This is a genomic window from Cupriavidus sp. 207A1 (genome assembly GCF_057798955.1).
Map to the genome: position 1 here is coordinate 137388 of NZ_JBYOJO010000003.1, position 24089 is coordinate 161476.

17 protein-coding genes and 1 other RNA gene are annotated in these 24089 nt (G+C 69.5%); 14 read left to right on the forward strand and 4 right to left on the reverse strand.

Going from position 1 to position 24089, the window contains the following annotated elements:
• Positions 1-158: 158 nt before the first annotated feature.
• From AC3FMM_RS06295 to trxA, 3 genes are all read right to left on the reverse strand, one after another.
• The gene (locus tag AC3FMM_RS06295; protein ID WP_116312751.1) at positions 159-1010 is read right to left on the reverse strand and encodes a M90 family metallopeptidase; all 852 of its coding nucleotides are present in this window, start codon (positions 1008-1010) and stop codon (positions 159-161) included.
• A 76-nt stretch (positions 1011-1086) separates the two neighbouring features.
• Positions 1087-2349, reverse strand: a complete 1263-nt coding sequence (gene rho, locus AC3FMM_RS06300) for a transcription termination factor Rho (RefSeq protein ID WP_012353193.1) — start codon at positions 2347-2349, stop codon at positions 1087-1089.
• 180 nt (positions 2350-2529) lie between these two features.
• Positions 2530-2856, reverse strand: coding sequence for a thioredoxin TrxA (gene trxA / locus AC3FMM_RS06305; RefSeq protein WP_029046118.1), 327 nt, complete (start codon positions 2854-2856; stop codon positions 2530-2532).
• A 465-nt stretch (positions 2857-3321) separates the two neighbouring features.
• Here trxA and AC3FMM_RS06310 point away from each other — a divergent pair, with 465 nt between their 5' ends.
• The 3 genes from AC3FMM_RS06310 to AC3FMM_RS06320 all read left to right on the forward strand — a co-directional run bounded on the left by AC3FMM_RS06310 (position 3322) and on the right by AC3FMM_RS06320 (position 10220).
• Positions 3322-3594, forward strand: a complete 273-nt coding sequence (locus AC3FMM_RS06310; RefSeq protein ID WP_111517692.1) for a hypothetical protein — start codon at positions 3322-3324, stop codon at positions 3592-3594.
• Positions 3595-3744: 150 nt separating this feature from the next.
• Positions 3745-6618, forward strand: coding sequence for a PD-(D/E)XK nuclease family protein (locus AC3FMM_RS06315; protein WP_488686303.1), 2874 nt, complete (start codon positions 3745-3747; stop codon positions 6616-6618).
• A complete protein-coding gene (locus AC3FMM_RS06320; RefSeq protein WP_116312749.1) occupies positions 6615-10220 on the forward strand; it encodes a UvrD-helicase domain-containing protein in 3606 nt (1201 codons plus the stop codon). The genes AC3FMM_RS06315 and AC3FMM_RS06320 overlap by 4 nt, the downstream gene beginning before the upstream one ends.
• Positions 10221-10406: 186 nt before the next feature.
• On the opposite strand, the gene ffs is transcribed toward AC3FMM_RS06320, so the two are convergent.
• Positions 10407-10505: signal recognition particle sRNA small type (ffs, locus tag AC3FMM_RS06325), an RNA gene on the reverse strand.
• Between the two features lie 167 nt (positions 10506-10672).
• On the opposite strand from ffs, the gene AC3FMM_RS06330 reads away from it, so the two are divergent.
• The 11 genes from AC3FMM_RS06330 to AC3FMM_RS06380 all read left to right on the forward strand — a co-directional run bounded on the left by AC3FMM_RS06330 (position 10673) and on the right by AC3FMM_RS06380 (position 24023).
• On the forward strand, positions 10673-13159 hold the full coding sequence (locus AC3FMM_RS06330; RefSeq protein WP_473703702.1) for an adenosylcobalamin-dependent ribonucleoside-diphosphate reductase: 2487 nt from the start codon (positions 10673-10675) through the stop codon (positions 13157-13159).
• A gap of 120 nt (positions 13160-13279) precedes the next feature.
• Entirely contained in the window at positions 13280-15616 is a 2337-nt protein-coding gene (locus AC3FMM_RS06335) for a DNA polymerase III subunit gamma/tau (RefSeq protein WP_116312747.1), read from the forward strand.
• 63 nt (positions 15617-15679) lie between these two features.
• A complete protein-coding gene (locus AC3FMM_RS06340) occupies positions 15680-16012 on the forward strand; it encodes a YbaB/EbfC family nucleoid-associated protein (RefSeq protein WP_062800650.1) in 333 nt (110 codons plus the stop codon).
• A 7-nt stretch (positions 16013-16019) separates the two neighbouring features.
• Positions 16020-16634, forward strand: a complete 615-nt coding sequence (gene recR / locus AC3FMM_RS06345) for a recombination mediator RecR (RefSeq protein WP_115680545.1) — start codon at positions 16020-16022, stop codon at positions 16632-16634.
• Between the two features lie 76 nt (positions 16635-16710).
• Positions 16711-17616: a LysR family transcriptional regulator gene (locus AC3FMM_RS06350; RefSeq protein ID WP_115680544.1), complete on the forward strand. Its 906-nt coding sequence runs from the start codon at positions 16711-16713 to the stop codon at positions 17614-17616.
• Between the two features lie 177 nt (positions 17617-17793).
• On the forward strand, positions 17794-18990 hold the full coding sequence (locus AC3FMM_RS06355; RefSeq protein ID WP_115710020.1) for a CaiB/BaiF CoA transferase family protein: 1197 nt from the start codon (positions 17794-17796) through the stop codon (positions 18988-18990).
• A complete protein-coding gene (locus AC3FMM_RS06360) occupies positions 18987-19958 on the forward strand; it encodes a hydroxymethylglutaryl-CoA lyase (RefSeq protein WP_116312746.1) in 972 nt (323 codons plus the stop codon). The genes AC3FMM_RS06355 and AC3FMM_RS06360 overlap by 4 nt, the downstream gene beginning before the upstream one ends.
• Positions 19959-20009: 51 nt before the next feature.
• Positions 20010-21026, forward strand: a complete 1017-nt coding sequence (locus tag AC3FMM_RS06365; RefSeq protein ID WP_115710016.1) for a Bug family tripartite tricarboxylate transporter substrate binding protein — start codon at positions 20010-20012, stop codon at positions 21024-21026.
• 179 nt (positions 21027-21205) lie between these two features.
• Positions 21206-22249, forward strand: a complete 1044-nt coding sequence (locus tag AC3FMM_RS06370) for an ABC transporter substrate-binding protein (protein ID WP_116312745.1) — start codon at positions 21206-21208, stop codon at positions 22247-22249.
• 129 nt (positions 22250-22378) lie between these two features.
• Positions 22379-23191 carry an ABC transporter ATP-binding protein gene (locus AC3FMM_RS06375; RefSeq protein WP_018007788.1) on the forward strand — a complete coding sequence of 271 codons (813 nt, stop codon included), beginning with the start codon at positions 22379-22381 and terminating at the stop codon, positions 23189-23191.
• Between the two features lie 40 nt (positions 23192-23231).
• Complete coding sequence (locus tag AC3FMM_RS06380; protein ID WP_115680539.1) at positions 23232-24023, forward strand: ABC transporter permease; 792 nt, start codon at positions 23232-23234, stop codon at positions 24021-24023.
• The last annotated feature ends 66 nt before the right edge of the window (positions 24024-24089 follow it).

Sequence of the window (24089 nt, forward strand, 5' to 3'; positions counted from 1 at the left end):
TCCGCGGTTCTCCGCCAGGGAGAAGAGATGGTGCGGCCACGAACGAACCACTTGCCGATTACGGGCAAACCGGGATTATGGCAGAAAAACAAAGACTTGGGGAAGGGCGCAAGCGCCTCGGCCGCACAAAGTGTTGCGCCCAAAAAGGGGCGCCTATTTCACATCGCGGCCGGATCCTGCCGGTAAAACGCCGTCAGTGACTGGTATACCACCGGCCAATGCCGCGCCAGTCCGACAGGTTCAACGAAAAATGCCTCTGACGTCACGGCAAAGAACTCGCTGGGCGCCTCGCTGCCATACGGGTCAATGATGCGCAGCGCGGCCGGCAGGCGCTCCGGGTGCTCCCAGTCGGCCTCGTCGCGCGCGTCCCAGGCTTCGGCGAAGCGATCGTACTCGCTCAGGAAGGTCTCGGCCCAGGCCTCGGCGTCGACCTCCGGATGCAGCACGCGCGAGAACGCCGGCACGCCGTCGGGCTCGCCGTCGAGCATGTCGAGCTTGTGGGCGAATTCGTGGATCACCACGTTATAGGTGTCCGCTGGCAGTTCATGGTCGCTGTCGATGCCCGCGCCGGGGCTGTGCACGTCGGGCCAGGACAGGATCACGGGTCCGTGCTCCCACGCTTCGCCGCTGGCTTCCTCGACCACGCCGTGGACCAGGCCGATCTCGTCCTGCACGGTCCGACGGATGATGAACTCGCCCGGATAGAGCACGATGCCATGCCAGCCGCGGTACCACGGCAGCCCCAGCTTCAGGATCGGCACGCAGGCCTGCACCGCGACGCTGACCACCATGTCGTCGTCCAGCGGCAGATCGTGCGCGGTGGAGTATTCCTTCTCGGCAATGAACAGCGTCGCCAGCTCGCGCAGCGCCGCCAGGTCGGCGCTGCCGTAGCGCTGCACGAACGGCAGCTTGGCCACGGTGCGTGCCCAGAGCGCGTCGGGGATGGCGTAGTGCTCGAGCTTGCGGGCGCGCGAGCGCGAGCGCAGGAATGTGGTCAGTTTGCCCAGCATGGCGTCGTCGAAAAAACAAAAAAGGCGTGCCGCGGCACGCCTTCCTGTCTGCGTTGCGGCACGGCCGCAGCGAGGCTCAGCCGCCTCGGCGCATCATATCGAAAAACTCTGCGTTGTTCTTCGTGGCCTTCATCTTGTCCATGATGAATTCCATCGCCTGCACTTCGTCCATGTCCGAGATGAACTTGCGCAGCACCCAGATCTTCTGCAGGATGTCCGGCTTGATCAGCAGCTCTTCGCGGCGCGTGCCGGACTTGTTCAGGTTGATCGACGGATAGACGCGCTTTTCGGCCAGGCGGCGTTCCAGGTGCACTTCCATGTTGCCGGTGCCCTTGAACTCTTCGTAGATCACGTCGTCCATGCGGCTGCCGGTCTCGATCAGCGCGGTGGCGATGATGGTCAGCGAGCCGCCTTCCTCGAGGTTGCGCGCGGCGCCGAAGAAGCGCTTGGGGCGCTGCAGCGCGTTGGCGTCGACACCACCGGTCAGCACCTTGCCCGAGGCCGGCACCACCGTGTTGTAGGCGCGCGCCAGGCGCGTGATCGAGTCCAGCAGGATCACCACGTCGCGCTTCAGCTCGACCAGGCGCTTGGCTTTCTCGATCACCATTTCGGCGACCTGGACGTGGCGGATGGCGGGTTCGTCGAAGGTGGAGGCCACCACCTCGCCGCGCACCGAGCGCTGCATCTCGGTCACTTCTTCCGGACGCTCGTCGATCAGCAGCACGAACAGGTCGGCTTCGGGATGATTGTTGGCGATCGCGTGTGCAATGTGTTGCAGCATCACGGTCTTGCCCGACTTGGGCGACGCCACCAGCAGCGCGCGCTGGCCACGGCCGATCGGCGCGATCATGTCGATGATGCGGCCGGTGATGTTTTCTTCCGCCTTGATATCGCGTTCGAGCGTGAGCGGCCGGTTCGGATGCAGCGGCGTCAGGTTCTCGAACATGATGCGGTTCTTGACCGCTTCGGGCGCCTGCCCGTTGACCTTGTCCACCTTCACCAGCGCGAAATAGCGTTCGCCGTCCTTGGGCGTGCGCACCTCGCCCTCGATCGAATCGCCGGTGTGCAGGTTGAAGCGGCGGATCTGCGACGGGCTGATGTAGATGTCGTCGGTGCTGGCCAGGTAGGAGGTCTCGGGCGAGCGCAGGAAACCGAAGCCGTCAGGCAGAACTTCCAGGGTGCCGTCTCCGTAGATGGTTTCGCCCATCTTGGCGCGCTTCTTCAGGATCGCAAACATCAGTTCTTGTTTGCGCATCCGCTGTGCGTTGTCGATCTCGAGCGTAGCCGCCATTTCGAGAAGCGCAGACACGTGAAGCGATTTGAGTTCTGTCAGGTGCATAGACGAGGGGTACAGATGGGCCCGGACGGGCGAGACGTAAAGGAAGGGGGAGAAAATGAGCGAACGCTCGGGGAGTTGTTGGTGGCATCTTAGCACAATCCGACCGGCGCGCCAGGGTGTGGCGCACGCACGTCGGATCGTGACGAAACCGGGACCGCGGGTCGGGTCCCGGCGCGCAGCTTACAGGTTGCCGTCGAGGAAGGCAGTCAGTTGCGACTTGGACAGCGCGCCGACCTTCTGGGCCGCGACCGCGCCGTTCTTGAACAGGATCAGCGTCGGGATGCCGCGGATGCCGAACTTGGCCGGCACCTGCTGGTTTTCATCGACATTGATCTTGGCGACCTGCAGCTTGTCGCCGTAGTCCTTGGCGACTTCGTCCAGGATCGGCGCGATCATCTTGCACGGGCCGCACCATTCCGCCCAGAAATCGAGCAGGACGGGCTTGTCGGACTGGAGGACGTCAGCGTCGAACGAGGCGTCGCTCACATACTTGATTTGTTCGCTCATGGCGGAAAACCTCTGGTTTCGCTCTGTTTATGTTGAAGGCTGGACGGCCGAACCGTTACCTTACACGAGATTGCGCGGACCCGTCGGGCCGCCTCTTTACGCCTGAAGCAAGCGGTGGAGGCCGCTGCCGCGCCCGGTGCTGCCGATATGTTACCAGTTTGCCGATTTTCAAGACCGGCCGCCGGCACATCCGGCAAACTGCGGCAGCGGGGCATAAGGGGCCGCAAACAATGCCGTCATTCTGGTGCAAAGGTTTAATTCATTGAAATGCTTATTTTCAATGGCGGCGAGAGATTTGCGCAATCGCCAAGCCCCACCTGTGGTGGGTGCCATGCAATGCACTTGCGCGCGCCGGGGTGCCGGATGCGTGCAGCGTGCGCGTAGAATAGAAGCGGTCCGCACGACGCCCGCCGGGCGACCCGCGGCGCCATCCATGCAGCTGCGCCCCCTGACTAGGTCATCGACATGAACACCGATCCCCGCAAGCCTTCGCAGTCCGAGCCCGGCCAGGCGCCGGACGTCGACCACCTGAGCGATGCGCTGGACCATCTCAGCAGCGCCGTGGAGACCAACAGCATCGCCAGCGGCGCCGCGCGCGGGCTGGTCTACAGCATCATCGAAACGCTCGGCACGCTGGTGGGCGACCCCGACCTGCCCGAGCATGCGCGCTCGGGATACGAAGGCCTGCTCGAAACCGCGCGCGAAATCCGGGCCCGGCTGGAAGGCGGTTCTGACTGAAGCGGCGGGGCTGCTCCCATACCGCGGTGCCGCGCCGCCGGACGCGCCGGCTGGCGGCGCCGCGCCTTTGTTGTCTTTCATTGTTTCCCGATACGTTTCCGATCGAAGCCGTTCCCGCAGCCTTTGCGGCCAACGCCTCCATGACGGCCCATGACGTCGCTTAGCTTTCGCCCCGGCCCCGATTTTCTCGAGCAGGCGGCCACGGCTGCCTGGTATTTCCTCGACCGCTGCGGTGTGTCCGAGGCGGGCGCGCACGTAGTCGTGCCGACCGCCGCGCAGATTCCGGGCGTGCGCCAGGCGCTGGACGCCGCGGCGCGTGCGGCCGGGCGGCCGCGGCTGTTGCCGCGCGTGCTGACGCTGGGCCACTGGCTGCTCGACCTGCCGCCCGAGGGCGCGCCGGTGCGCAGCCCGGCTGCGCGCCTGCTCGCCGTGCAGCAGGCGGTGCGCGGCCAGGACTGGCTGCGCCGCGCCTTCGGCGCGCAGAACGAAACCGCGGCCTGGGGCTTGTCGCAGACACTGCTGGCGATCTGCGACGAGCTTAGCGCGCGCTGGCTCGAAGACGCCGCCATCCGCGACGACGACGAGGTCGACGGCGACGATCGCGCGGGCCTGCTGCAGGGCGCGCTGGCGCGGACCTATGTGCATCTGTCGGAACGTTTCCTGGGCGAAGAAGCGCGCATCGTGCTGGCCTTCTGGCAGGCGCTGTCCGGGCCCGACGATCCGCTGCCGGCGAAGCGCCGCGCGCTGCGCGAACTGTCGCAGCAGCTGCGCGGTCCGGTGGTCTGGATTGCGCCGACCCCGCCCACGCCGCTGGAGGCCGCGTTCCTGCGCGATGCCGGCGAACTGGTGCCGGTGCTGCAGGTGGGCTATGACTGGAGCGGGCAGGATCAAGGCGAGGCCGGTTGGTATCACGCGTTGCTGGCATTGTGGCCGGAATCCAGGATCGCCGGCGACGATGAGGCCGCGCTCCACGCGACCTCGCCGGCGATGCCCGCGCTGCCGCCGCAGCGCCCGTCGGTGCGCGTGGTCGGCTGTGCCCGCTTCGAGGACGAAGCCGCCGCCGCGGCCGCGCAGCTGGTGCAATGGCTCAATGAGGGCCGCCGCCAGGTGGCGCTGGTCGCGCACGACCGCGTGGTGGCGCGCCGCGCGCGCGCGCTGCTGGCACGCGCCGGCGCGCCGGTGCGCGACGAGACCGGCTGGAAGCTCTCGACCACGCGCGCCGCCGCCGCGCTGATGCGCTGGTTCGACCTGCTGGTGCGCGATGGCGATACCGCCGCGCTGCTGGACCTGCTCAAGAGCCCGTTCTGCCTGCCCGATGTGGCCGCGCGCGGCGCGGCCATCGCGCTGCTCGAGCGCCAGGTGCGGCGCGAGGGCATTACCGGCGGCTGGGCGCGGCTGCGCCAGATGTTCGCGCACGCACCGGCCAACACGCAGCAGGCCGCCGGGGACGACGAGGAAGCCGAGCAGGCGCCGCGCCGCGCGGCCCGTGCGCTGATCGCCGTGCTTGCCGACGAGGCCGCGCGCTGGCCGCGCGGTTTCGCCCAGCATCCGCTGGCGACCTGGCTGGAGCGGCTCGACGGCATGCTCGATGGCCTCGGCATGCGCGCCGCGCTGGCCGCGGACGATGCCGGCAGCCAGCTGCTCGATGCGCTGGCGCGGCTGCAGGAGCTGCCGCGCGACGAGACCGGCGGCCATGCCACGCTGTCGCAGGGCGAGTTCCGCGCGATGCTGTCGGCGCTGCTGGAATCGGTGGCCTACAAGGAACCGTCGGGCAGCGGGCCGGCGCGCATCACCATCCTGCCGCTGAACGGCGCGCGCATGCGGCGCTTCGAGGGCGTGGTGATCGTCGGCTGCGACGACGCCCAGCTGCCGTCCAGCGCCGCCGAGCTGATGTTCTTCTCCAACCAGATGCGGCGCGAGCTGGACCTGGAAGACCGCGAGGCACGCTTTGCGCAGCAGGCGCGCGACCTGGCCGAGGTGCTGCTGAACAACGACGACGTGGTGCTGACCTGGCAGCGCTACGGCAGCCGCGGCGAGCCGCACCACGTGTCGGGCTGGATCGAGCGGCTGGCCGCGTGCTGCGCGCGCGCCGGGGTCAGCATCGAAGGCGCCGCCGTGCCGCAGGCGCACGAGACCTTTGCCGATGTGCGCGGGATGCCGGCCCCGGCGGCCGAGCCCGCGCTGGTGCCGGTGCGCTGGAGCGCGCAGGCGTACAACGCGCTGCGGCGCTGCCCCTACCAGTTCTTCGCCGGCCGCATGCTGGGCCTGGCCGGGCTGGAGACGGTCAGCGACGAGCTGGAGAAGCGCGACATCGGCGAGACCCTGCACCGCGTGCTGCTGACCTACCACAAGGAGCTGCAGGCGCGGCGCGAGCGCGGCGAGACGCCGAGCGAAGACCAGCGCCTGGCGCGCCTGGGCGAGATCTCCGATGAGGTCTTCGGCGCGCTGATGGCCGAGGATGGCAACGCCATTGCCTACTACCGGCGCTGGCGCGAGGTGCTGCCGTCGTATGTCGCGTGGCAGTCCGCGCGCGAGGCCGAGGGCTGGTTCTGGCGTGGCGGCGAACTCGACGCCGGCATCGACCTGCCGATGCCGGACGGCCAGCCGCTGCGCCTGACCGGGCGCATCGACCGGCTCGACCAGGGGCCAGGCGGCGCGCATGCCGTGCTCGACTACAAGACCCAGAGCGCCACGCGCCTGAAGCGCAAGCTGGCCGAGGTCGAGGAAGACTGCCAGCTGCCGTTCTACGGCCTGCTGCGCGCCGATGCTGCGGCGGGCAGCTGGGTCTCGCTCGAGGGTGCGCGCGAGGGCGCGCCGGCGGCGCAGCGCGAGGTCGCCCTGCCGGACTTCGAGGCCGCGGTCACCTGGCTGGAACGCCAGATGCGCGACGACGTGATGCGCCTGCGCCAGGGCGCGCGGCTGCCGGCCTTCGGCGATGCCTCGGCCTGTGTGTATTGCACCGCCCGCGGCCTGTGCCGCAAGGGTTTCTGGGACTCCACCGCCGTGCCGGCGCTGACATCATGACGCCTCACGATCTGCACGAGGTCCAGCCTTACCAGCGCGATGGCGCGCCGGTTTCCGAAGCGGAATTCACGCGCGCGGCCTGCGATCCGGCGCGTTCGGTGGTGGTCGAAGCCTGCGCCGGCAGCGGCAAGACCTGGCTGCTGGTGGCGCGGCTGGTGCGACTGCTGCTGGCCGGCGCCGCGCCGCACGAGATCCTGGCGATCACCTTTACGCGCAAGGCCGCCGAAGAAATGCGCGACCGCCTGCTCGAGGTGCTGGCGCAGCTGTCGCGCGACAGCGATGACGACGTGATCGCCGCGCTGGTGCAGCGCGGCCTTTCGGCCGAAGCCGCGCGCGAGGCGCTGCCGCGCGCGCGCCGGCTGCATGCGCAGGTGCTGGCGGCGCCGGGGCGCATGGCGATCGACACCTTCCACGGCTGGTTCGGCACGCTGCTGCGCGGCGCGCCGCTGGCGTCGGGCATCGTGCCGGGCGCGGCGCTGCGCGAGGATGCGCTGCGCATGAAGCGCGAAGCCTGGGCTCCGGTATGGCGCGCGCTGGCCACGCCGCCCTACGCCGAGCTGCGCGCCGCGTGGGAAACGCTGGTCGATACCGTGGGCGACTTCCAGGCGCGCGCGCTGCTTGACGCGATGTTCCACGCCCGCAGCGAATGGTGGGCGATGCAGGAGGGCGGCGACCCGCTGCAGGCGCTGTCCGACTGCCTGGGCGAGGACGCGCAAGGCGACGTGTTGCTGCAGGCGCTGGCCGACGAAGGCTGGCGCGATGCCTGCGAAGCGCTGGCGGCGCGCCTGGGCGCGGCCGGCAAGAGCGAGCAGACCCACGCCGGCCGCATCACCGAGGCGCTGATGGCGATCGCCGCCTGGCGCGAGGCCGGCGCCGCGCCCGGCAAGCCCGCCGAACGCGTGTTCGCGCAGCTGCGCGCGGCGTTCTTCACCACCACGGGCGGGCCGCGCTCGCTGCGGCGTACCGCGGCGCTGGCCAAGGCCGCGGGCGGTGAGGGTATGGTCGATGCGCTGCTGGACGAGCATGCGGCGATCTGCGCGATGCTCGACGACATCAGCGCGCGCTGCTGCGAAGCAGCCGTGCTGGCGATCAACCAGGCCCTGTTCCGCATCGGCGATGCGCTGCTGACGCGCTACCAGCAGCACAAGGACGAGCAGCGCGCGATGGATTTCGCCGACCTCGAATGGCAGGCCGCGCGACTGATGTCGGACGAGGAAACCGCCACCTACCTGCAGGTGCGGCTAGATGCGCGCTACCGCCACCTGCTGCTCGACGAGTTCCAGGACACCAACCCGCTGCAATGGCGCATCCTGCAAGGATGGCTGGCCGGCTATGCGGGGCTGGGCGAGCGCCCGACGGTGTTCCTGGTGGGCGATCCCAAGCAGTCGATCTACCGTTTCCGCCGCGCCGATGCCAGGCTGTTCGGCGCCGCCGGCGAGATGCTGCGCGATGCGTTCGGCGCCACCGTGCTGCGCACCAACCGGACCCGGCGCAATCGCGCCGAAGTGCTGGACTGGGTCAACGCCGTGTTCGACAGCGCGCGCGCCGAGGGCCGCTATCCGCTGTACTCGACCCAGACCACGGCGCTGGGCGGCTGCGGCGGGCCGGTGTGGCTGTTGCCGCTGGTGGAGTCCGATGACGCCAGAGAAAGCGCCGCGGAGGATGCGGACGATGAACCGGCGCAAGCCGCCGGCGCGCATCGCGACACGCTGCTGCAGCCGCGCCGGCAGGCCGGCGATTCGCTGCGGCTGGAAGAAGGGCGGCGCGTGGCGGCGTGGCTGCGGCTGGTGCGCGATACCGTGCCGGTGCACGAAGGCAACACCCAGCGGCCCGCGCGCTGGAGCGACATGCACCTGCTGGTGCGCCGCAAGACCCATCTGGCCGACTACGAGCGCGCGCTGCGCGAGGCCGGCATCCCGTGCCTGAGCCCACGCCGCGGCGGCCTGCTGGCCACGCTAGAGGCGCTGGACCTGTCGGCGCTGCTGGCGTTCCTGATGACGCCCGAGTCGGACCTGGACCTGGCGCATGTGCTGAAGAGCCCGCTGGTGGGCGCGAGCGACGATGATCTGCTGGCGCTCGCGCAAATGGAGGGCGAGGGCGGCTGGTGGGCGCGCATCGAGGCCACCGGGCTGCCGCCGCAGGTTTCCGACGCGCTGCGCGAAGGCGTGCCGCGACTGCGGCAGTGGCTGCGCGTCGCGCCGCACCAGCCGGTGCATGACCTGATCGACCAGATCTTCCACGGCGGCGAGGTGCGGCGGCGCTACGCCGAGGCCGCGCCGCCGGATATCCGCGAGCAGGTGCTGGCCAACCTCGACGCCTTCCTGAAGCTGTCGCTCGACCTCGATGGCGGGCGCTATCCGAGCCTGCCGAAGTTTATCGACGAGCTGCAGGAAATCCGCCGCGGCGACGAAGGCGAAAGCCCCGACGAAGGCGGCATGGGCGAGCGCGCCGAAGATCTCGAGCCGGCCGACGACGATCCGGCCTACGCCGGCCTCGACGCGGTCCATATCCTGACCGTGCATGCCGCCAAGGGACTGGAAGCGCCGTTCGTGGTGCTGCTCGATGCCAACCACAGCGAGCCGGCCGCGGACCGCGGCGGCATCCTGGTCGACTGGCCGCCGTCGTCGCCGGTGCCGCGCCATTTCTCCGCCTACGGCAAGCGCAGCGAGCGCGGGCTGGCGCGCGCGCCGCTGTTCGAAGCCGAGGCGGCGCTGGGCGAGCGCGAGAACTGGAACCTGCTGTACGTGGCCATGACGCGCGCGCAGCAGGGCCTGCTGGTCAGCGGCGTCAAGGGGCGCGCCAGCCGCGCCGGTGCGGGCGACGGCAATGCCGAGATCGCCGGCAGCTGGTATGTGCGGCTGCAGGCCGCGGGCGTCGGCGAAATGGTGCCGGCTTATCCGGACGCCCAGGGCGATGCGGCCGGCGCGCAAGCCTTGCTGCCCGCGCGACTGAGCGAGCCGGTGCGCTTCACCGATTTCCGGCTGCGCTACCGCGATGCCGTCGAGGATCCGCGCCAGGCAGGCTTTGCCGACGACGACGCCGAGGGGGAGGGCGAGTCCGACGGCATCGTCTTCAACGCCGCCGCGGCACGCCATGGCGAACTGGTGCACGCGCTGCTGGAACGCCTGACGCGCTATCCCGAAGCCTTTGCCGGCGTGCCCGCGCTCGATACGGTATTGCGGTGGTTCCCGCTGACCGGCGCGCACACCGACGCGGCACGGTCAGCCTGGCGGCAACAGGTGGAAGAGGCGCTGGCGGCGGTGGCCGCAATGCTGCGTGCTCCGGCGCTGGCGCCGCTATTGGCGGCGCATGATGCGTGCAGCGCGCGTAACGAGGTTGAACTGTACGACGCGCGTGGACGGCTGCTGCGTATCGACCGGCTGGTGGAATTCGACGACCGCGTCGTCGTCGTCGACTACAAGCTGCGCCTGCTGCCGCAGGAGCACGCCGCCTATCGCGCGCAACTGGGCCGCTACGCGGCGGCGATCGCGCCGATGTTCCCGGGCAAGCGCGTCGAGGCGGGCGTGGCTACCGCCGAGGGCGAATGGATTCCCGCCGAGCGCCTGGCGCCGCCGGTTCCGCAACAGGGTTCGCTGTTCTGAAGGCTGGCGCGGCGCGCCGGCAAGGGCAGCGGAATCGGCGCAAAATGGGGCGCATGGCGCGCGCGGTGGCGGCCCGGCTGTACTAAAGTGACAGGGACGGCGCTGCGAGCCGCTGGCGCGCGGGATGCTGCGTGGCGTGGCGTAGACGGATAAGCGGGAAGCGGTACTGCGGAAGGGAAGTGTGAGGTGGACGAGCCTGACCCTCGGCACTGGCGGAAAACGGCTGTGGCTGCTTCGTTCCCGACCTGACCAGGTTGACCGCGCCACCATGCGAGGAGGCCCGTCCGAGCGGCATTGTACCCCAGAGCGTGCGTGCGCGCAGAATTTGCATCGAATGCCCTTGGCACGCGCGGGTCATTGCCCGCGCCATGGCGCCGGGTTGATCTGGCGCAGGCGATGCGCGCCGCGCTGGCCCGACCATTCACCAACCCGCACACATGGTGAGCCAATACATGAACGCAAACGACCAGATCATTCGCGGCGCGCTGGCGCCGCAGGAAATCTCCACCGAAGTCCTGCTCGAAAAATACGCCAAGGGCGAAGAGCGCAGCATCGCCGAGGTCAGGCAGCGCGTGGCGCGCGCGCTGGCGCAGGCCGAGCCCGAGGACCAGCGCGAAGCCTGGAGCGCGCGCTTCCTGTGGGCGCAGGAAAACGGCTTCGTGCCGGCCGGACGAATCAATTCCGCGGCGGGCACCGGGATCCAGGCCACGCTGATCAACTGCTTCGTGCAGCCGGTGGGGGACTCGGTGTCGGAGCCGCGCGATGGCCGCCCCAGCATCTACACCGCGGTGGCGCAGGCCGCGGAAACCATGCGCCGCGGCGGCGGCGTGGGCTATGACTTTTCGGCGATCCGCCCGGCCGGGGCGCTGGTGCGCGCCACGCATTCGCGCGCGTCGGGGCCGGTGTCGTTCATGAAGGTGTTCGACGCCTCGTGCGCCACGGTGGAATCGGCCGGCGCGCGCCGCGGCGCGCAGATGGGCGTGCTGCGCTGCGACCATCCGGATATCGAGAGCTTTATCCACGCCAAGGACAAGGGCGAGCTCAGCAACTTCAATATCTCCATCGGCGTCACCGACGACTTCATGCAGGCGGTGCAGGCCGATGCCGAGATCGAGCTGGTGCACGAGGCCGAGCCCGGCGCCGACATGATCGCCGCCGGCGCGTATCGCCGCGACGACGGGCAATGGGTGTACCGGCGCGTGCCGGCGCGCAACCTGTGGGACCAGGTCATGCAGGCCACCTACGACCATGCCGAGCCGGGCATCCTGTTCCTGTCGCAGATCAACGCCGACAACAACCTCTATTACTGCGAGCGCATCGAGGCCACCAACCCCTGCGCCGAGCAGCCGCTGCCGTCCTATGGCTGCTGCTGCCTGGGCTCGATCAACCTGACCCGCTTCGTGCGCCAGCCCTTCACGCCGCAGGCCGAATTCGATTTCGACGCCTTTGCCGAAGTGGTGCGCGTGGCCACCCGCATGCTCGACAACGTGCTCGACGTGACCTTCTGGCCGTTGCCCGAACAGCAGGCCGAGGCCCACGCCAAGCGCCGCGTCGGCCTGGGCTTCCTCGGGCTGGGCAGCGCGCTGGTGATGCTGGGCCTGCGCTACGACACCGAGCCGGCGCGGCAACTGGCGGCGCGGATCTCGGAGCGCATGCGCGACGAGGCCTACCTGGCCTCGACCGAACTGGCGGTGCAGAAGGGTGCCTTTCCCCTGTTCGATGCCGGCGCCTACCTGCAGAGCGGCTTCGCCAGCCGGCTGCCGGAGCCGGTGCGCGAGGCCATCGGCCGCCACGGGCTGCGCAACTCGCACCTGCTGTCGATCGCGCCCACCGGCACCATCACGCTGGCCTTTGCCGACAATGCGTCCAATGGCATCGAGCCGGCCTTCTCGTGGACCTACAACCGCAGGAAGCGCATGCCGGACAACAGCTACCGCAGCTTCGAGGTGGCGGACCATGCCTGGCGGCTCTACCGTCACATGGGGGCCGACATGGCGCAGCTGCCGGACGCGTTCGTTACGGCGCTGCAGATGTCGGCGCTGGACCATATGCGGATGCTCGAAGCGGTGCAGCCGTATATCGACACCAGCATCAGCAAGACCGTCAACGTGCCGGAGGACTATCCGTACGAAGCTTTCCGCAACCTGTACCTCGAGGCCTGGAAGGCCGGTCTGAAGGGGCTGGCGACGTATCGCCCGAACTCGGTGCTGGGCGCGGTGCTGTCGGTCGAGGCGCCCGCCGCGCCGGCCGTGCCCACGGCCGACGACAACCCGCTGGTGCGCCCGTTCGGCAGCCGGCCGGTGGGCGACCTGGAGGGCGTGACGTCCAAGGTCGAATACCTGACCTACGAGGGCCACAAGACCGTCTACCTGACCGTCAACTTCATGCGCGTCGCCGGCGTGGCCGAAGGCAGGCCGGTGGAGATCGAGCGCCCGGTGGAGTTCTTCATGCCGGCGGGCCAGCGCAGCGAGGGCCAACAATGGATCACCTCGACCATGCGGCTGTTGTCGATGGTGGCGCGCTCGGGCGGTTCGGTGGCCAAGGCGCTGGCCGACATGCGCAACGTGGTGTGGGACAAGGGCACGGTGCGCTACGGCACGCTGGTGCGCCAGGACGGCACCGAGGTGCCGCGCTTCCATGATTCCGAGGTGGCGGCGTTGGGCTATGCGCTGCAGCGCATCCTGATCAAGCGCGGCTTCCTGGACGCCGACGGCGGCCAGGTGCCGGTGGCGGCGCTGGCCGCGCGGCTGGCGCAGCGCGACGGCGGCGGCCTGGCGCTGGCGGCCGGGGCGGACTTGGCCGGCACCCCCGGTGCGGCGCCCGGCGTGCCCGGCGTGGGCACCGGCAAGCCTTGTCCGGAGTGTGGTGCGCACGCCTTGCACAAGGTCGACGGTTGCGCCAAATGCGCCAATTGCGGCTACGTCGGCGAGTGCGGCTGAACCGCGCCGCGGGCGGCCGGTGGCCACCGGCGCGGGCCGCCGGCGCCGGGCCCGGATAAAGACGCCGGGGCCGGCCACCGGGCGGCCGGAGCGGGGCCGCCTTTTGCTACAATCGCCGCCATGAGTTATCAAGTTCTAGCGCGCAAATGGCGCCCCAGGGATTTCACCACGCTGGTCGGCCAGGAGCACGTGGTCCGCGCGCTCACGCACGCGCTGGAACAACAGCGGCTGCACCACGCCTACCTGTTCACCGGCACGCGCGGGGTCGGCAAGACCACGCTGTCGCGGATCCTGGCCAAGGCCCTGAACTGCACCGGCCCTGACGGCAGCGGCGGCATCACCGCCGAGCCGTGCGGGCAGTGCAAGGCCTGCCAGGAAATCGACAGCGGCCGCTTCGTCGACTACATCGAGATGGACGCCGCGTCCAACCGCGGCGTCGACGAAATGGCCCAGTTGCTGGACAAGGCCGTTTACGCTCCCACTGCCGGGCGCTTCAAGGTCTACATGATCGACGAAGTGCACATGCTGACCAACCACGCCTTCAACGCCATGCTGAAGACGCTGGAAGAGCCGCCCGGGCACGTCAAGTTCATCCTCGCCACCACCGACCCGCAGAAGATCCCGGTCACGGTGCTGTCGCGCTGCCTGCAGTTCAACCTGAAGCAGATGCCGCCGGGACATATCGTCTCGCACCTTGACCATATCCTGGCGCAGGAAGGCATCGCCCACGACGGCAACGCGCTGCGGCTGCTGGCCCAGGCCGCGCATGGCTCGATGCGCGATGCGCTGTCGCTGACCGACCAGGCCATCGCCTACAGCGCGGGGCAGGTGTCGGAGGAAGCCGTGCGCGGCATGCTGGGCGCGATCGATCAAAGTTACCTGGTGCAGCTGCTGGATGCGCTGGCCGCCGAGGATGGTGCCGCCATGCTGGCGATCGCCGATGCCATGGCCGACCGCAGCCTGTCGTTTGCCGGCGCGCTGCAGGACCTCGGTTCGCTGCTGCACAAGGTGGCGCTGGCGCAGGCCGTGCCGGCGTCGGTGCAGGACGAATGGCCCGAAGCCGACGAGGTGCGGCGCCTGGCCGGCGTGTTCGACGCGCAGGAAGTGCAGCTGTTCTACCAGATCGCCAATCTTGGCCGCAGCGAGCTGGCGCTGGCGCCGGACGAGTACGCTGGCTTTACCATGACGCTGCTGCGCATGCTGGCATTCCGGCCGTCGTCCGAACCGGCCGCCACGACCGGGCAGGGCGGCGGCGCAGCGCCCGCGCGACCGCGCAGTGCCGGCATGCCGACCGCGGCGCGACCGGCCGAGGCAAGCCAGGCGGCGACTGCCGCCGCTGCGCCGGCTGCTCCCGCTGATTCCATTACCGATTCCACTCCGGCGCCAGCCGCGGTGCCGCCCACGGTTGCGCCACCTGCGCCCGTAGCCGGGCCTGCCGCCGCGTCGGCGCAGGCTGCCGCGGCCGAACCCGCGCCGGCGCGCGCGGCAGGCGGCGCCATGTCGCCAGCGGCCGCGGCGCTGGCCGCCGCGCGCCAGGCTTCCGCCGCCCGCGGCGGCGCCCGCAAGGCGCCGGCATCGGCCATGCCCGCCGCGCCGGCCGCTGCGCAGCGGCCGCCGGCGCAACCGTTGCGCGCCCCCGCGGCCGTAGCCGCGAGCCGTCCCGCTGCGGCACCGGCACCGGCCCCGGCAGCGGCCCCTGTTTCGCGGCCGTCGGCGCCGCAGCCGCCCGCACCGGCGGCAGCGTCCGCGGCACGCCCCGTGGCTGCCAAACCGCAGCAAGAATCCGTGCCGCCATGGGAAGTTGCCGGCGGCAGCGATGTGCCGCCGTGGGAAGAGCTGCCGCCCGACCTGCCGGTGATCGGGCCTTATGACAGCGATCCGGGCTACAACGACTACGGCTTCAGCGATCCCGCACCGCGCGCCACCGCGCCGCGCCACGGCGCCGCACGCCCGGCATCGGCCCCGGCCCGCGAGTCCGAACCGGCGCGCGAGGGGGCTGCCGTGCCGGCGGCGCCCGCGGAATCGGCCAAATTCGTCGCGCCGCGCCCGCCCGCCGCGGGCGAGGACGGCACCCCGCCGGTGTTCACCGGCGCATGGCCGGTGCTGGCGGCCGGCCTGCCGCTGAAGGGCCTGGCGCAGCAACTGGCTTACCAGAGCGAGCTGACGCAGGTGGTCGGGCGAACCTTCCATCTGCGCATCCCGGTCGCGGCGCTGGGCGAAAACGGCGTCGCCGACCGGCTGCAACAGGCGCTGTCCGACCACTTCGGCGAGCCGGTGCGCGTGCTCTGCGAAGTCGGCGGGGTCACGGTCACCGCCGCCGCCGCCGATGCCGAGGCCCGTGCCGAACGCCAGCGCCAGGCCGAGGCCGCGATCGAGGCCGATCCTTTCGTGCAGGGGCTGCTGCGCGACTTCGGCGGCCAGATCGTGCCAGGCTCGATCCAGCCGCGCGCCGCCTGAGCGGCGGCTGGCGTTACTGAATTTCCGTCACCGAACTCTTACCGAATCCAGGAGCATTCCATCATGATGAAAGGTCAACTCGCCGGGCTGATGAAGCAGGCCCAGCAGATGCAGGAAAACATGAAGAAGATGCAGGAGCAGCTGGCCCTGATCGAGGTCGAGGGCCAGTCCGGCGCCGGTCTCGTCAAGGTGGTGATGACCTGCAAGAACGACGTCAAGCGCGTCACCATCGACCCCAGCCTGCTGGCCGAGGGCGAGGACAAGGACCTGCTGGAAGACCTGGTCGCCGCGGCCTTCAACGATGCCGTGCGCAAGGCCGAGGCCACCACGCAGGAAAAGATGGGCTCGATGACCTCGGGCCTGCCGCTGCCCCCGGGCTTCAAGCTGCCGTTCTAAGGCCATTGTGAAAGCGTCGTCGCCGACTTCGCTGCAGGCGCTGGTCGAGGCGCTGCGGGTGCTGCCCGGCGTCGGGCCCAAGTCCGCCCAGCGCATGGCCTACCACCTGCTGCAGCACGACCGCGAGGGCGCGCGCAAGCTTGGCGATGCGCTGCGCGGCGCGGCGGACCATATCCGCCACTGCCAGCGCTGCAATACCTTCACCGAGCAGGAGATCTGCGAGACCTGCCTGGACGACCGCCGCGACGCCTCGGTGCTGTGCGTGGTGGAAACGCCGGCCGACCAGGTCATGATCGAGCAGACCCTGACCTACCGCGGCAAGTATTTCGTGCTGATGGGCCGGCTCTCGCCGCTGGACGGCATCGGTCCGCGCGAGATCCACCTGGACCGGCTGCTGGCGCGCGCCACCGAGCCCGAGCTGGGCGGCCCGGTCGGCGAGGTCATCGTCGCCACCAATTTCACCAGCGAAGGCGAGGCCACCGCGCACTACATCGGCGAGATGCTCAAGGCGCGCGGCCTCAGGGTGTCGCGCCTGGCGCGCGGCGTGCCGGTGGGCGGCGAGCTGGAGTATGTCGATGCCGGCACCATCGCCCGCGCGGTGATGGACCGCCGCAACCTCTGAACGCCGTCGCGCCGCCTGGCGTGGCTGCCGCGGCCACCGCCACCGGCGCGCTCCGCCTCCATTTCCTGTCCGCCCCATGAACCTGGCCCGCTTCGATCTCGTCACGCTTGGCTTGTTCGTTGCCGTGGCCCGGCAGGGCAGCATCTCGGCCGGCGCGCGCCAGTCGCACCTGGCCGTGGCGGCCGCGAGCAAGCGTATTTCTGACCTGGAGACCGCGGTCGGCGCGCCGCTGTTCTTTCGCCATGCCGCCGGCGTGCAGCTGACCGAGGCCGGCCAGGCCTGCTTCCACCATGCGCTGACCATCCTGCAGGATGTCGAGCGCATGGCCGGCGTGATGTCGGACTATGCTTCGGGCGTGCGCGGGCAGGTGCGCGTGTGCGCCAACACCTCGGCGATCACGCAGTTCCTGCCCGATGACCTGGCCTCGTTCATGCAGCGCCACCCGACCATCCGCATCGAGCTGGAAGAGCAGAACTCGCGCGACATCGTTGCCGCGCTGGTCGAGAACCGCGCCGACGTCGGGATCTTTGCCGACCGTACTCCGGCGGCGGGGCTGATGACGGTCGAATACCGCCAGGACGAGCTGGTCATCATCACCCCGCCCAACCATCCGCTCGCCGCGCGCGGGCCGGTGCGCTACGCCGATACGCTGGAATTCGATTTCGTCAGCCTGCCGCAGGAAACCTCGCTGGCCGCGCGCCTGCTGGAAGAGAGCAGCCGGCTGGACCGGCCGTTCCGGCTGCGCATCCAGGTGCGCAGCTTCGACGCCATGTGCCGCATGGTGATGGCCGGGCTGGGCGTGGGCGTGCTGCCGCGCATCGCGGCCGAGCCCCACGTCAAGTCGATGGGGCTGTCGCTGGTGACCCTGCAGGATGCCTGGGCGCGCCGCTCGCTGCTGATCGGGCTGCGCGACCCGGCCGGCCTGACGGTCTCGGCGCGGCTGCTGATCACCCACCTGTGCGGGGACCGGGCGCCGTTCTAGGGCGTCCGTGCGGTAGCTCGACGCAGCCTTTCGCGTTCCGAGAAAGCCCGCTTCTCCGATTGCCGATTCCTGGCCAGCCCCGCGCTGGGGCAAACTCCGTCCGAACGCAATGTATGGCATGCCAGTCAATGGTGTTGCCGCACTGCAACAAGACTGCCGCAACGCACGGAGACACCCATGGCGCAACAGATCCTGGAGGGCATTCGCGTCCTCGAACTCGGACAACTCATCGCCGGCCCCTTTGCCGCCAAGACCCTGGCTGACTTTGGCGCCCACATCATCAAGGTGGAGCCGCCCGGGCAGGGCGACCCGCTGCGCAAATGGCGCATGCTGCATGAAGGCACCTCGGTGTGGTGGGAGGCGCAGTCGCGCAACAAGGAATCGGTCTGCATCGACCTGCGCCAGCCGGAAGGGCAGGCGCTGGTGCGCAAGCTGGCCGCCGAGGCCGATGTGCTGATCGAGAATTTCCGCCCCGGCACCATGGAGAAGTGGGGCCTGGGCTGGGACGTGCTGCATGCCGACAACCCGCGCCTGATCATGCTGCGCGTGTCGGGCTACGGCCAGACCGGCCCGAAGAAGGACGAGCCCGGCTTTGCCGCGGTGGCCGAGGCCATGGCCGGCCTGCGCCACCTGACCGGCGAGCCCGGCCGCGCGCCGGTGCGCGCCGGCCTGTCGCTGGGCGACACCATCGCCGGGCTGCATGGCGCGATGGGCGTGCTGCTGGCGCTGTACCAGCGCGATGCGCGCGGCGGCGAAGGGCAGGTGATCGACGTGGCGCTGTACGAGTCGCTGTTCAACCTGAGCGAGAGCCTGCTGCCGGAATACTCGGCTTTCGGCGCGGTGCGCCAGCCCGCCGGCGGCGCGCTGCCGGGGATCGCGCCGTCCAACGCCTATCCCTGCGCCAGCGGCGAATACGTGCTGGTGGCGGCCAACGGCGACGCCATCTTCAAGCGCATGATGCTTGCCATCGGCCGCGCCGACCTGGCCGACGATCCCGCGCTGGAGCGCAACGACGGCCGCGTCGCGCGCGTCGACGAGATCGACGCCGCGATCGCCGACTGGACCCGCACGCAGACGGTGGAGTCGGTGCTGGCGGTGCTGCGCGACGCGCAGGTGCCGTCGGGCCGCATCTATACCGTCAAGGACATCGCCGAAGACCCGCACTACCGCGCCCGCGGCGTGATCGAGTCGGTGACCTCGGCCGGCGGCCTGACCGTCGAAGTGCCGGGGGTGGTGCCGAAGCTGTCGGCCAGCCCAGGAGCCATCCATGACCGCGCGCCGGCGCTGGGCGAGCATACCGATGCGGTGCTGAAGCAGGCCGGCTTCGACGACGCTGCCATTGCCGACCTGCGCGCGCGCAAGGTGATCGCATGAGCGCCGCCGCCAACCCGTTGCGCGGCCCGGCCCGCGTCGAGATCAATGAAGTCGCGCCGCGCGATGGCCTGCAGATCGAGCCGGTGGTGGTGCCGACCGACGCCAAGGTGGCCTTTGTCGATGCGCTTTCGGCCTGCGGCTTCGCGCGCATCGAGGCCACCTCGTTCACCTCGGCGCGCGCCATTCCCGCGCTGGCCGACGCCGAGGCGCTGATGCACCGCATGCGGCGCCAGCCGGGCGTGCGCTACACCGCGCTGGTGCCCAACCTGCGCGGGCTCGAGCGCGCGCTGTCGTGCCGGCCCGACGAGGTCAACCTGGTGATGTCGGCCAGCGAGACCCACAACCGCGCCAACCTGCGCATGACGCGCGCGCAGTCGCGGCAGCAGCTGCTGGCGATGATTGCCGAGGCGGGTGCGGCCGGCGTGCCGGTCAACGTGTCGCTGTCGACGGTATTCGGCTGCCCGTTCGAGGGCGAAGTCGATGTCGCCGAGGTAATGGCGCTGGCCAGTGCCTTCGCCGACGCCGGCGCGGCCGGCATCACGCTGTGCGACACCACCGGCATGGCCTATCCGAACCAGGTCGCGGCGCTGTGCCAGGCCTTCCAGGCCGCGCTGCCCGCCACCGGCCTGACCATCCACCTGCACAACACCCGCGGCATGGGCCTGGCCAATGCCGTGGCCGCCTGGCAGACCGGCGTGACGCGCTTCGACGCCGCCGCCGGCGGCCTGGGCGGATGCCCTTATGCGCCCGGTGCCAGCGGCAACGTCAGCACCGAAGACCTGGTCCACATGTTCGACTGCATGGGCGTGCAGACCGGTGTCGACCTCGGCGCGCTGCTCGACGTGGTGGCCGGCATGCCGGAACTGGTCGGCCGCGACCTGCCTAGCCAGCTGCTCAGCGCGGGACCGCGCCTGCGCACGCACCAGGCGCCGGCCTGGCTGGCCGAGCATTTTGCCGGGCAGGCGTAGCCCTGCACGCGCACCACAACAACGTATCCACAAGACCAAACGGAGACCCTCATGAAGCAAGCCCATCAACACCAGCCCGCCATGCCGGCACGGCGCAAGGCCGTGGCCGCGACGCTGGCCGCCATCGGCACCGCATGGTTCGCCCCGGCGGCACTGGCGCAGGAGGGCGGCTATCCCGCGCGCCCGGTAACGCTGGTGGTATCGGCCGCGGCCGGCGGCACCACCGACCTCGCCGCACGCATGATTGCCGAGCCGCTGTCCAAGGCGCTCGGCCAGCCGGTGGTGGTGGACAACCGTCCCGGCGGCAACGGCAGCATCGCGGCGCAACTGGTGGCGCGGGCCAAGCCGGACGGCTACACGCTGATGCTGCAGTACTCGGGCTTCCACGTGATCACGCCGCTGCTGGTCAAGAACCTGTCGTGGGACCCGGTCAAGGACTTCGCGCCGGTGGCCAATATCCTGTCGGCGCCGCAGGTGCTGGTGGTGCGCCCGAGCCTGCCGGTCAAGTCGCTGAAGGAACTGGTGGCCTACGCCAAGGCCAACCCGGACAAGCTCAACTACGCCTCGTCGGGCAACGGCTCGCTGCAGCACGTCTCGACCGAGCTGCTGAACCAGATGGCCGGCACGAAAATCACGCACGTGCCCTACAAGGGCACCGGCCCGGCCATGACCGACCTGCTCGGCGGCTCGGTCGACCTGACCATCACCACGCCGCCGCCGCTGATGGCCCATATCGCCGCCGGCAAGCTGCGCCCGCTGGTGGTGACCAGCAAGACCCGCCTGCCCAGCCTGAAGGACGTGCCGTCGGCGCCCGAGGCCGGCTACCCCGACCTGGACGTGTCGTCGTGGTTTGCGATGTACGCGCCGGCGGGCACGCCCAAGCCGGTGGTCGACAAGCTGACTGGCGAGATCGACAAGATCATGCGCACCGAGGCCTTCCGCAAGAAGGCCGAGGAACTGGGCGCCGAGGCGAAATACATGAACCCGCAGCAGCTGGCGCAATACCAGAAGGCCGAGCTGGCGCGCTGGGCCAAGGTGATCAAGTCCGCCGATATCCACGCCGAATGACGCCAGCGTTGCGGCAAGGTGATCGAAAGGTAAGGGGGCTAAGCTGGCGGGTTTGCTAGGTATTGATACCGATGCGGTGCGTCGCACCGTCCGGTAGCATCGCAAATTGCCGCACCGCGGCGCGCCCCCCTTCACGCGCATCTGCCGCGGCGCCAGTCCACACGGGTAGGAGATCTCGCATGTATAACAAGAAATTCTGGAAGCAATTCCTGATCGCGCTGGCGCTGTTCCTGGCCGGCTGGTTTACCTTCGGCCATGCCCTGGCACAGGGCAAGCCCGAGAAGACCAAGGTCACCATCGCGGTGGGCGGCAAGAACCTGTTCTATTACCTGCCGCTGACCATCGCCGAGCGCCTCGGCTACTTCAAGGAAGAAGGGCTGGAGGTCGAGATCGTCGACTTCGCCGGCGGCGCCAAGGCGCTGCAGGCCGTGGTGGGCGGCAGCGCCGACGTGGTCTCGGGCGCCTACGAGCACACCATCAACCTGCAGGCCAAGGGCCAGCGCTACCAGGAGTTCGTTTTGCAGGGCCGCGCCCCGCAGATCGTGCTGGTGGTGTCGAACAAGACCATGCCCAACTTCAAGTCGATCGCCGACCTGAAGGGCAAGAAGATCGGCGTGACCGCGCCGGGCTCATCGACCAACATGATGGCCAACTTCGTGCTGGCCAAGGCCGGCCTGAAGCCCTCGGACGTGTCGTTCATCGGCGTGGGCGCCAGCGCCGGCGCGGTGGCGGCGATGCGTTCGGGCCAGATCGATGCCATGGCCAACCTGGACCCGGTGGTGTCGATGCTGACGCAGAAGAACGAGGTGCGCATTGCCTCGGACACCCGCACGCTCAAGGACACCCAGGCGGTGTTCGGCGGCAATATGCCGTCGGGCTGCCTGTATGCGTCGCAGGCGTTTATCCAGCAGAACCCGAACACCACGCAGGCGCTCACCAACGCCATGGTGCGCGCGCTCAAGTGGCTGCAGAAGGCGGGTCCGTCCGACATCGTCAAGACCGTGCCGGAAAGCTACCTGCTGGGCGACCGCGCGCTGTACCTGGCCGCTTGGGAAAAGGTCAAGGAAGCGATCTCGCCGGACGGCACCATGCCGGCCGACGGCCCGCGCACCGCGCTCAACGCGCTGGGCCAGTTCGACGCCGAACTGAAGGGCAAGTCGATCAAGCTGGAAGAGACCTACACCAACGCCTTCGTGCAGAAGGCCAACGCCAAGTACAAGTAATTTCCCTGCCGTCGACGCCATCGGCCCGCTGCCCGCAGCGGGCCTTTGCTTTGCGGCAGCGACGGCTTATCCATCATCACTCGCCCGCGCCGCGCTGTGCGCGCCACGGCGGGTCTGAGACGGTTCATCATGAGCATTCCCGCACTTTCACTCGACCAGGTCACCTGTACCTTTGTCTCGCGCGATGACCGCAGCCAGCGCTATACCGCGGTCAAGGACGTCACGCTGTCGATCCAGCCCGGCGAATTCGTATCGGTGGTGGGTCCCACCGGCTGCGGCAAGTCGACGCTGCTGAATGTCGGCGCCGGCCTGCTGGAGCCTTCCAGCGGCGAGGTGCGCGTGTTCGGCGAGCCGCTGCGCGGCATCAACCGGCGCGCCGGCTACATGTTCCAGACCGAGGCGCTGATGCCGTGGCGCAGCGCGCTCGACAACGTCGTCGCCGGCCTGGAATTCCGCGGCACGGCGCGCGCCGAGGCGGTGCAGCAGGGCGAGGAATGGCTGCGCCGCGTGGGCCTGGGCGGGTTTGGCGACCGCTACCCGCACCAGCTGTCGGGCGGCATGCGCAAGCGCGTGGCGCTGGCGCAGACGCTGGTGCTGGACCCGGACATCATCCTGATGGACGAGCCGTTCTCCGCGCTCGACATCCAGACCCGCCAGCTGATGGAGAACGAAGTGCTGGAGCTGTGGGCCGCCAAGCGCAAGGCCGTGCTCTTCATCACCCACGACCTGGACGAAGCCATTGCCATGAGCGACCGCGTGGTGGTGCTGTCGGCCGGCCCCGGCACGCATCCGATCGGCGAGTTCGCGATCGACCTGCCGCGCCCGCGCGACGTGGCCGAGATCCGCAACCACCCGCGCTTTGTCGAGCTGCACGCCGCGATCTGGGACGTGCTGCGCGAGGAAGTGCTCAAGGGCTACGCCCAGCAGCGCAAGGTAGCCTGACCGGCCCTGCGTCCCCATTCAAAACAAGAACTGAATCCCGATGGCATTCCGTACTGATTCCAAGGGCATGCTGCGCGTCTGGCAGCTGCTGGTCCTGGTGGTGATCCTCGGCGTGTGGCACGTGGCCACGCGCTCGCAGCAGGTCGCGTTTTTCTTTGGCGAGCCGCTGATGGTGGCGCAACGCATCTGGAACTGGTTTATCGTCGAGCGCGATATCTACCTGCACCTGGGCGTGACCCTGATCGAAACCGTGCTGGCCTTCGGCATCGGCACGGTGGCGGGGCTGGGCGTCGGCCTGTGGCTGGCGCTGAGCCCGCTGACCTCCGCCATCCTCGATCCCTACGTCAAGGCCATGAACTCGATGCCGCGCGTGATCCTGGCGCCGATCTTCGCGGTCTGGTTCGGCCTGGGCATCTGGTCGAAGGTGGCGCTGGCGGTGACGCTGGTGTTCTTCATCGTCTTCTTCAACGTCTACCAAGGCGTCAAGGAAGTGAGCCCGGTGGTGCTGGCCAATGCGCGCATGCTGGGCGCGAGCCAGAAGCAGCTGCTGCGCCATGTCTACCTGCCGAGCGCGACCAGCTGGGTGTTCTCGTCGCTGCATACCTCGGTGGGCCTGGCCTTCGTCGGCGCGGTGGTGGGCGAATACCTGGGCTCGGCGCGCGGCGTGGGTTATCTGATCCTGCAGGCCGAGGGCACCTTCGATATCAATACCGTGTTTGCCGGCATCGTGGTGCTGACCGCGTTTGCGCTGGTGCTGGACTGGATGGTCGGCATCGGCGAGAAGCGGCTGATGAAGTGGCAGCCGCAGAGCGGGGAGACGGAGAAGCTTTGAATTGAAGCGCGAAGCGAAGCGAAGGGAAGGGCGGCTGCGGCCGCCCTTTTGCTTTGCCGGCAGCGC

Bases quoted from the DNA above. Each gene is read 5' to 3' on its own strand.
- AC3FMM_RS06295 (WP_116312751.1), bottom strand. From the start codon at position 1,010: ATGCTGGGCAAACTGACCACATTCCTGCGCTCGCGCTCGCGCGCCCGC.
- rho (WP_012353193.1), bottom strand. From the start codon at position 2,349: ATGCACCTGACAGAACTCAAATCGCTTCACGTGTCTGCGCTTCTCGAA.
- trxA (WP_029046118.1), bottom strand. From the start codon at position 2,856: ATGAGCGAACAAATCAAGTATGTGAGCGACGCCTCGTTCGACGCTGAC.
- AC3FMM_RS06310 (WP_111517692.1), top strand. From the start codon at position 3,322: ATGAACACCGATCCCCGCAAGCCTTCGCAGTCCGAGCCCGGCCAGGCG.
- AC3FMM_RS06315 (WP_488686303.1), top strand. From the start codon at position 3,745: ATGACGTCGCTTAGCTTTCGCCCCGGCCCCGATTTTCTCGAGCAGGCG.
- AC3FMM_RS06320 (WP_116312749.1), top strand. From the start codon at position 6,615: ATGACGCCTCACGATCTGCACGAGGTCCAGCCTTACCAGCGCGATGGC.
- AC3FMM_RS06330 (WP_473703702.1), top strand. From the start codon at position 10,673: ATGAACGCAAACGACCAGATCATTCGCGGCGCGCTGGCGCCGCAGGAA.
- AC3FMM_RS06335 (WP_116312747.1), top strand. From the start codon at position 13,280: ATGAGTTATCAAGTTCTAGCGCGCAAATGGCGCCCCAGGGATTTCACC.
- AC3FMM_RS06340 (WP_062800650.1), top strand. From the start codon at position 15,680: ATGATGAAAGGTCAACTCGCCGGGCTGATGAAGCAGGCCCAGCAGATG.
- AC3FMM_RS06350 (WP_115680544.1), top strand. From the start codon at position 16,711: ATGAACCTGGCCCGCTTCGATCTCGTCACGCTTGGCTTGTTCGTTGCC.
- AC3FMM_RS06355 (WP_115710020.1), top strand. From the start codon at position 17,794: ATGGCGCAACAGATCCTGGAGGGCATTCGCGTCCTCGAACTCGGACAA.
- AC3FMM_RS06360 (WP_116312746.1), top strand. From the start codon at position 18,987: ATGAGCGCCGCCGCCAACCCGTTGCGCGGCCCGGCCCGCGTCGAGATC.
- AC3FMM_RS06365 (WP_115710016.1), top strand. From the start codon at position 20,010: ATGAAGCAAGCCCATCAACACCAGCCCGCCATGCCGGCACGGCGCAAG.
- AC3FMM_RS06370 (WP_116312745.1), top strand. From the start codon at position 21,206: ATGTATAACAAGAAATTCTGGAAGCAATTCCTGATCGCGCTGGCGCTG.
- AC3FMM_RS06375 (WP_018007788.1), top strand. From the start codon at position 22,379: ATGAGCATTCCCGCACTTTCACTCGACCAGGTCACCTGTACCTTTGTC.
- AC3FMM_RS06380 (WP_115680539.1), top strand. From the start codon at position 23,232: ATGGCATTCCGTACTGATTCCAAGGGCATGCTGCGCGTCTGGCAGCTG.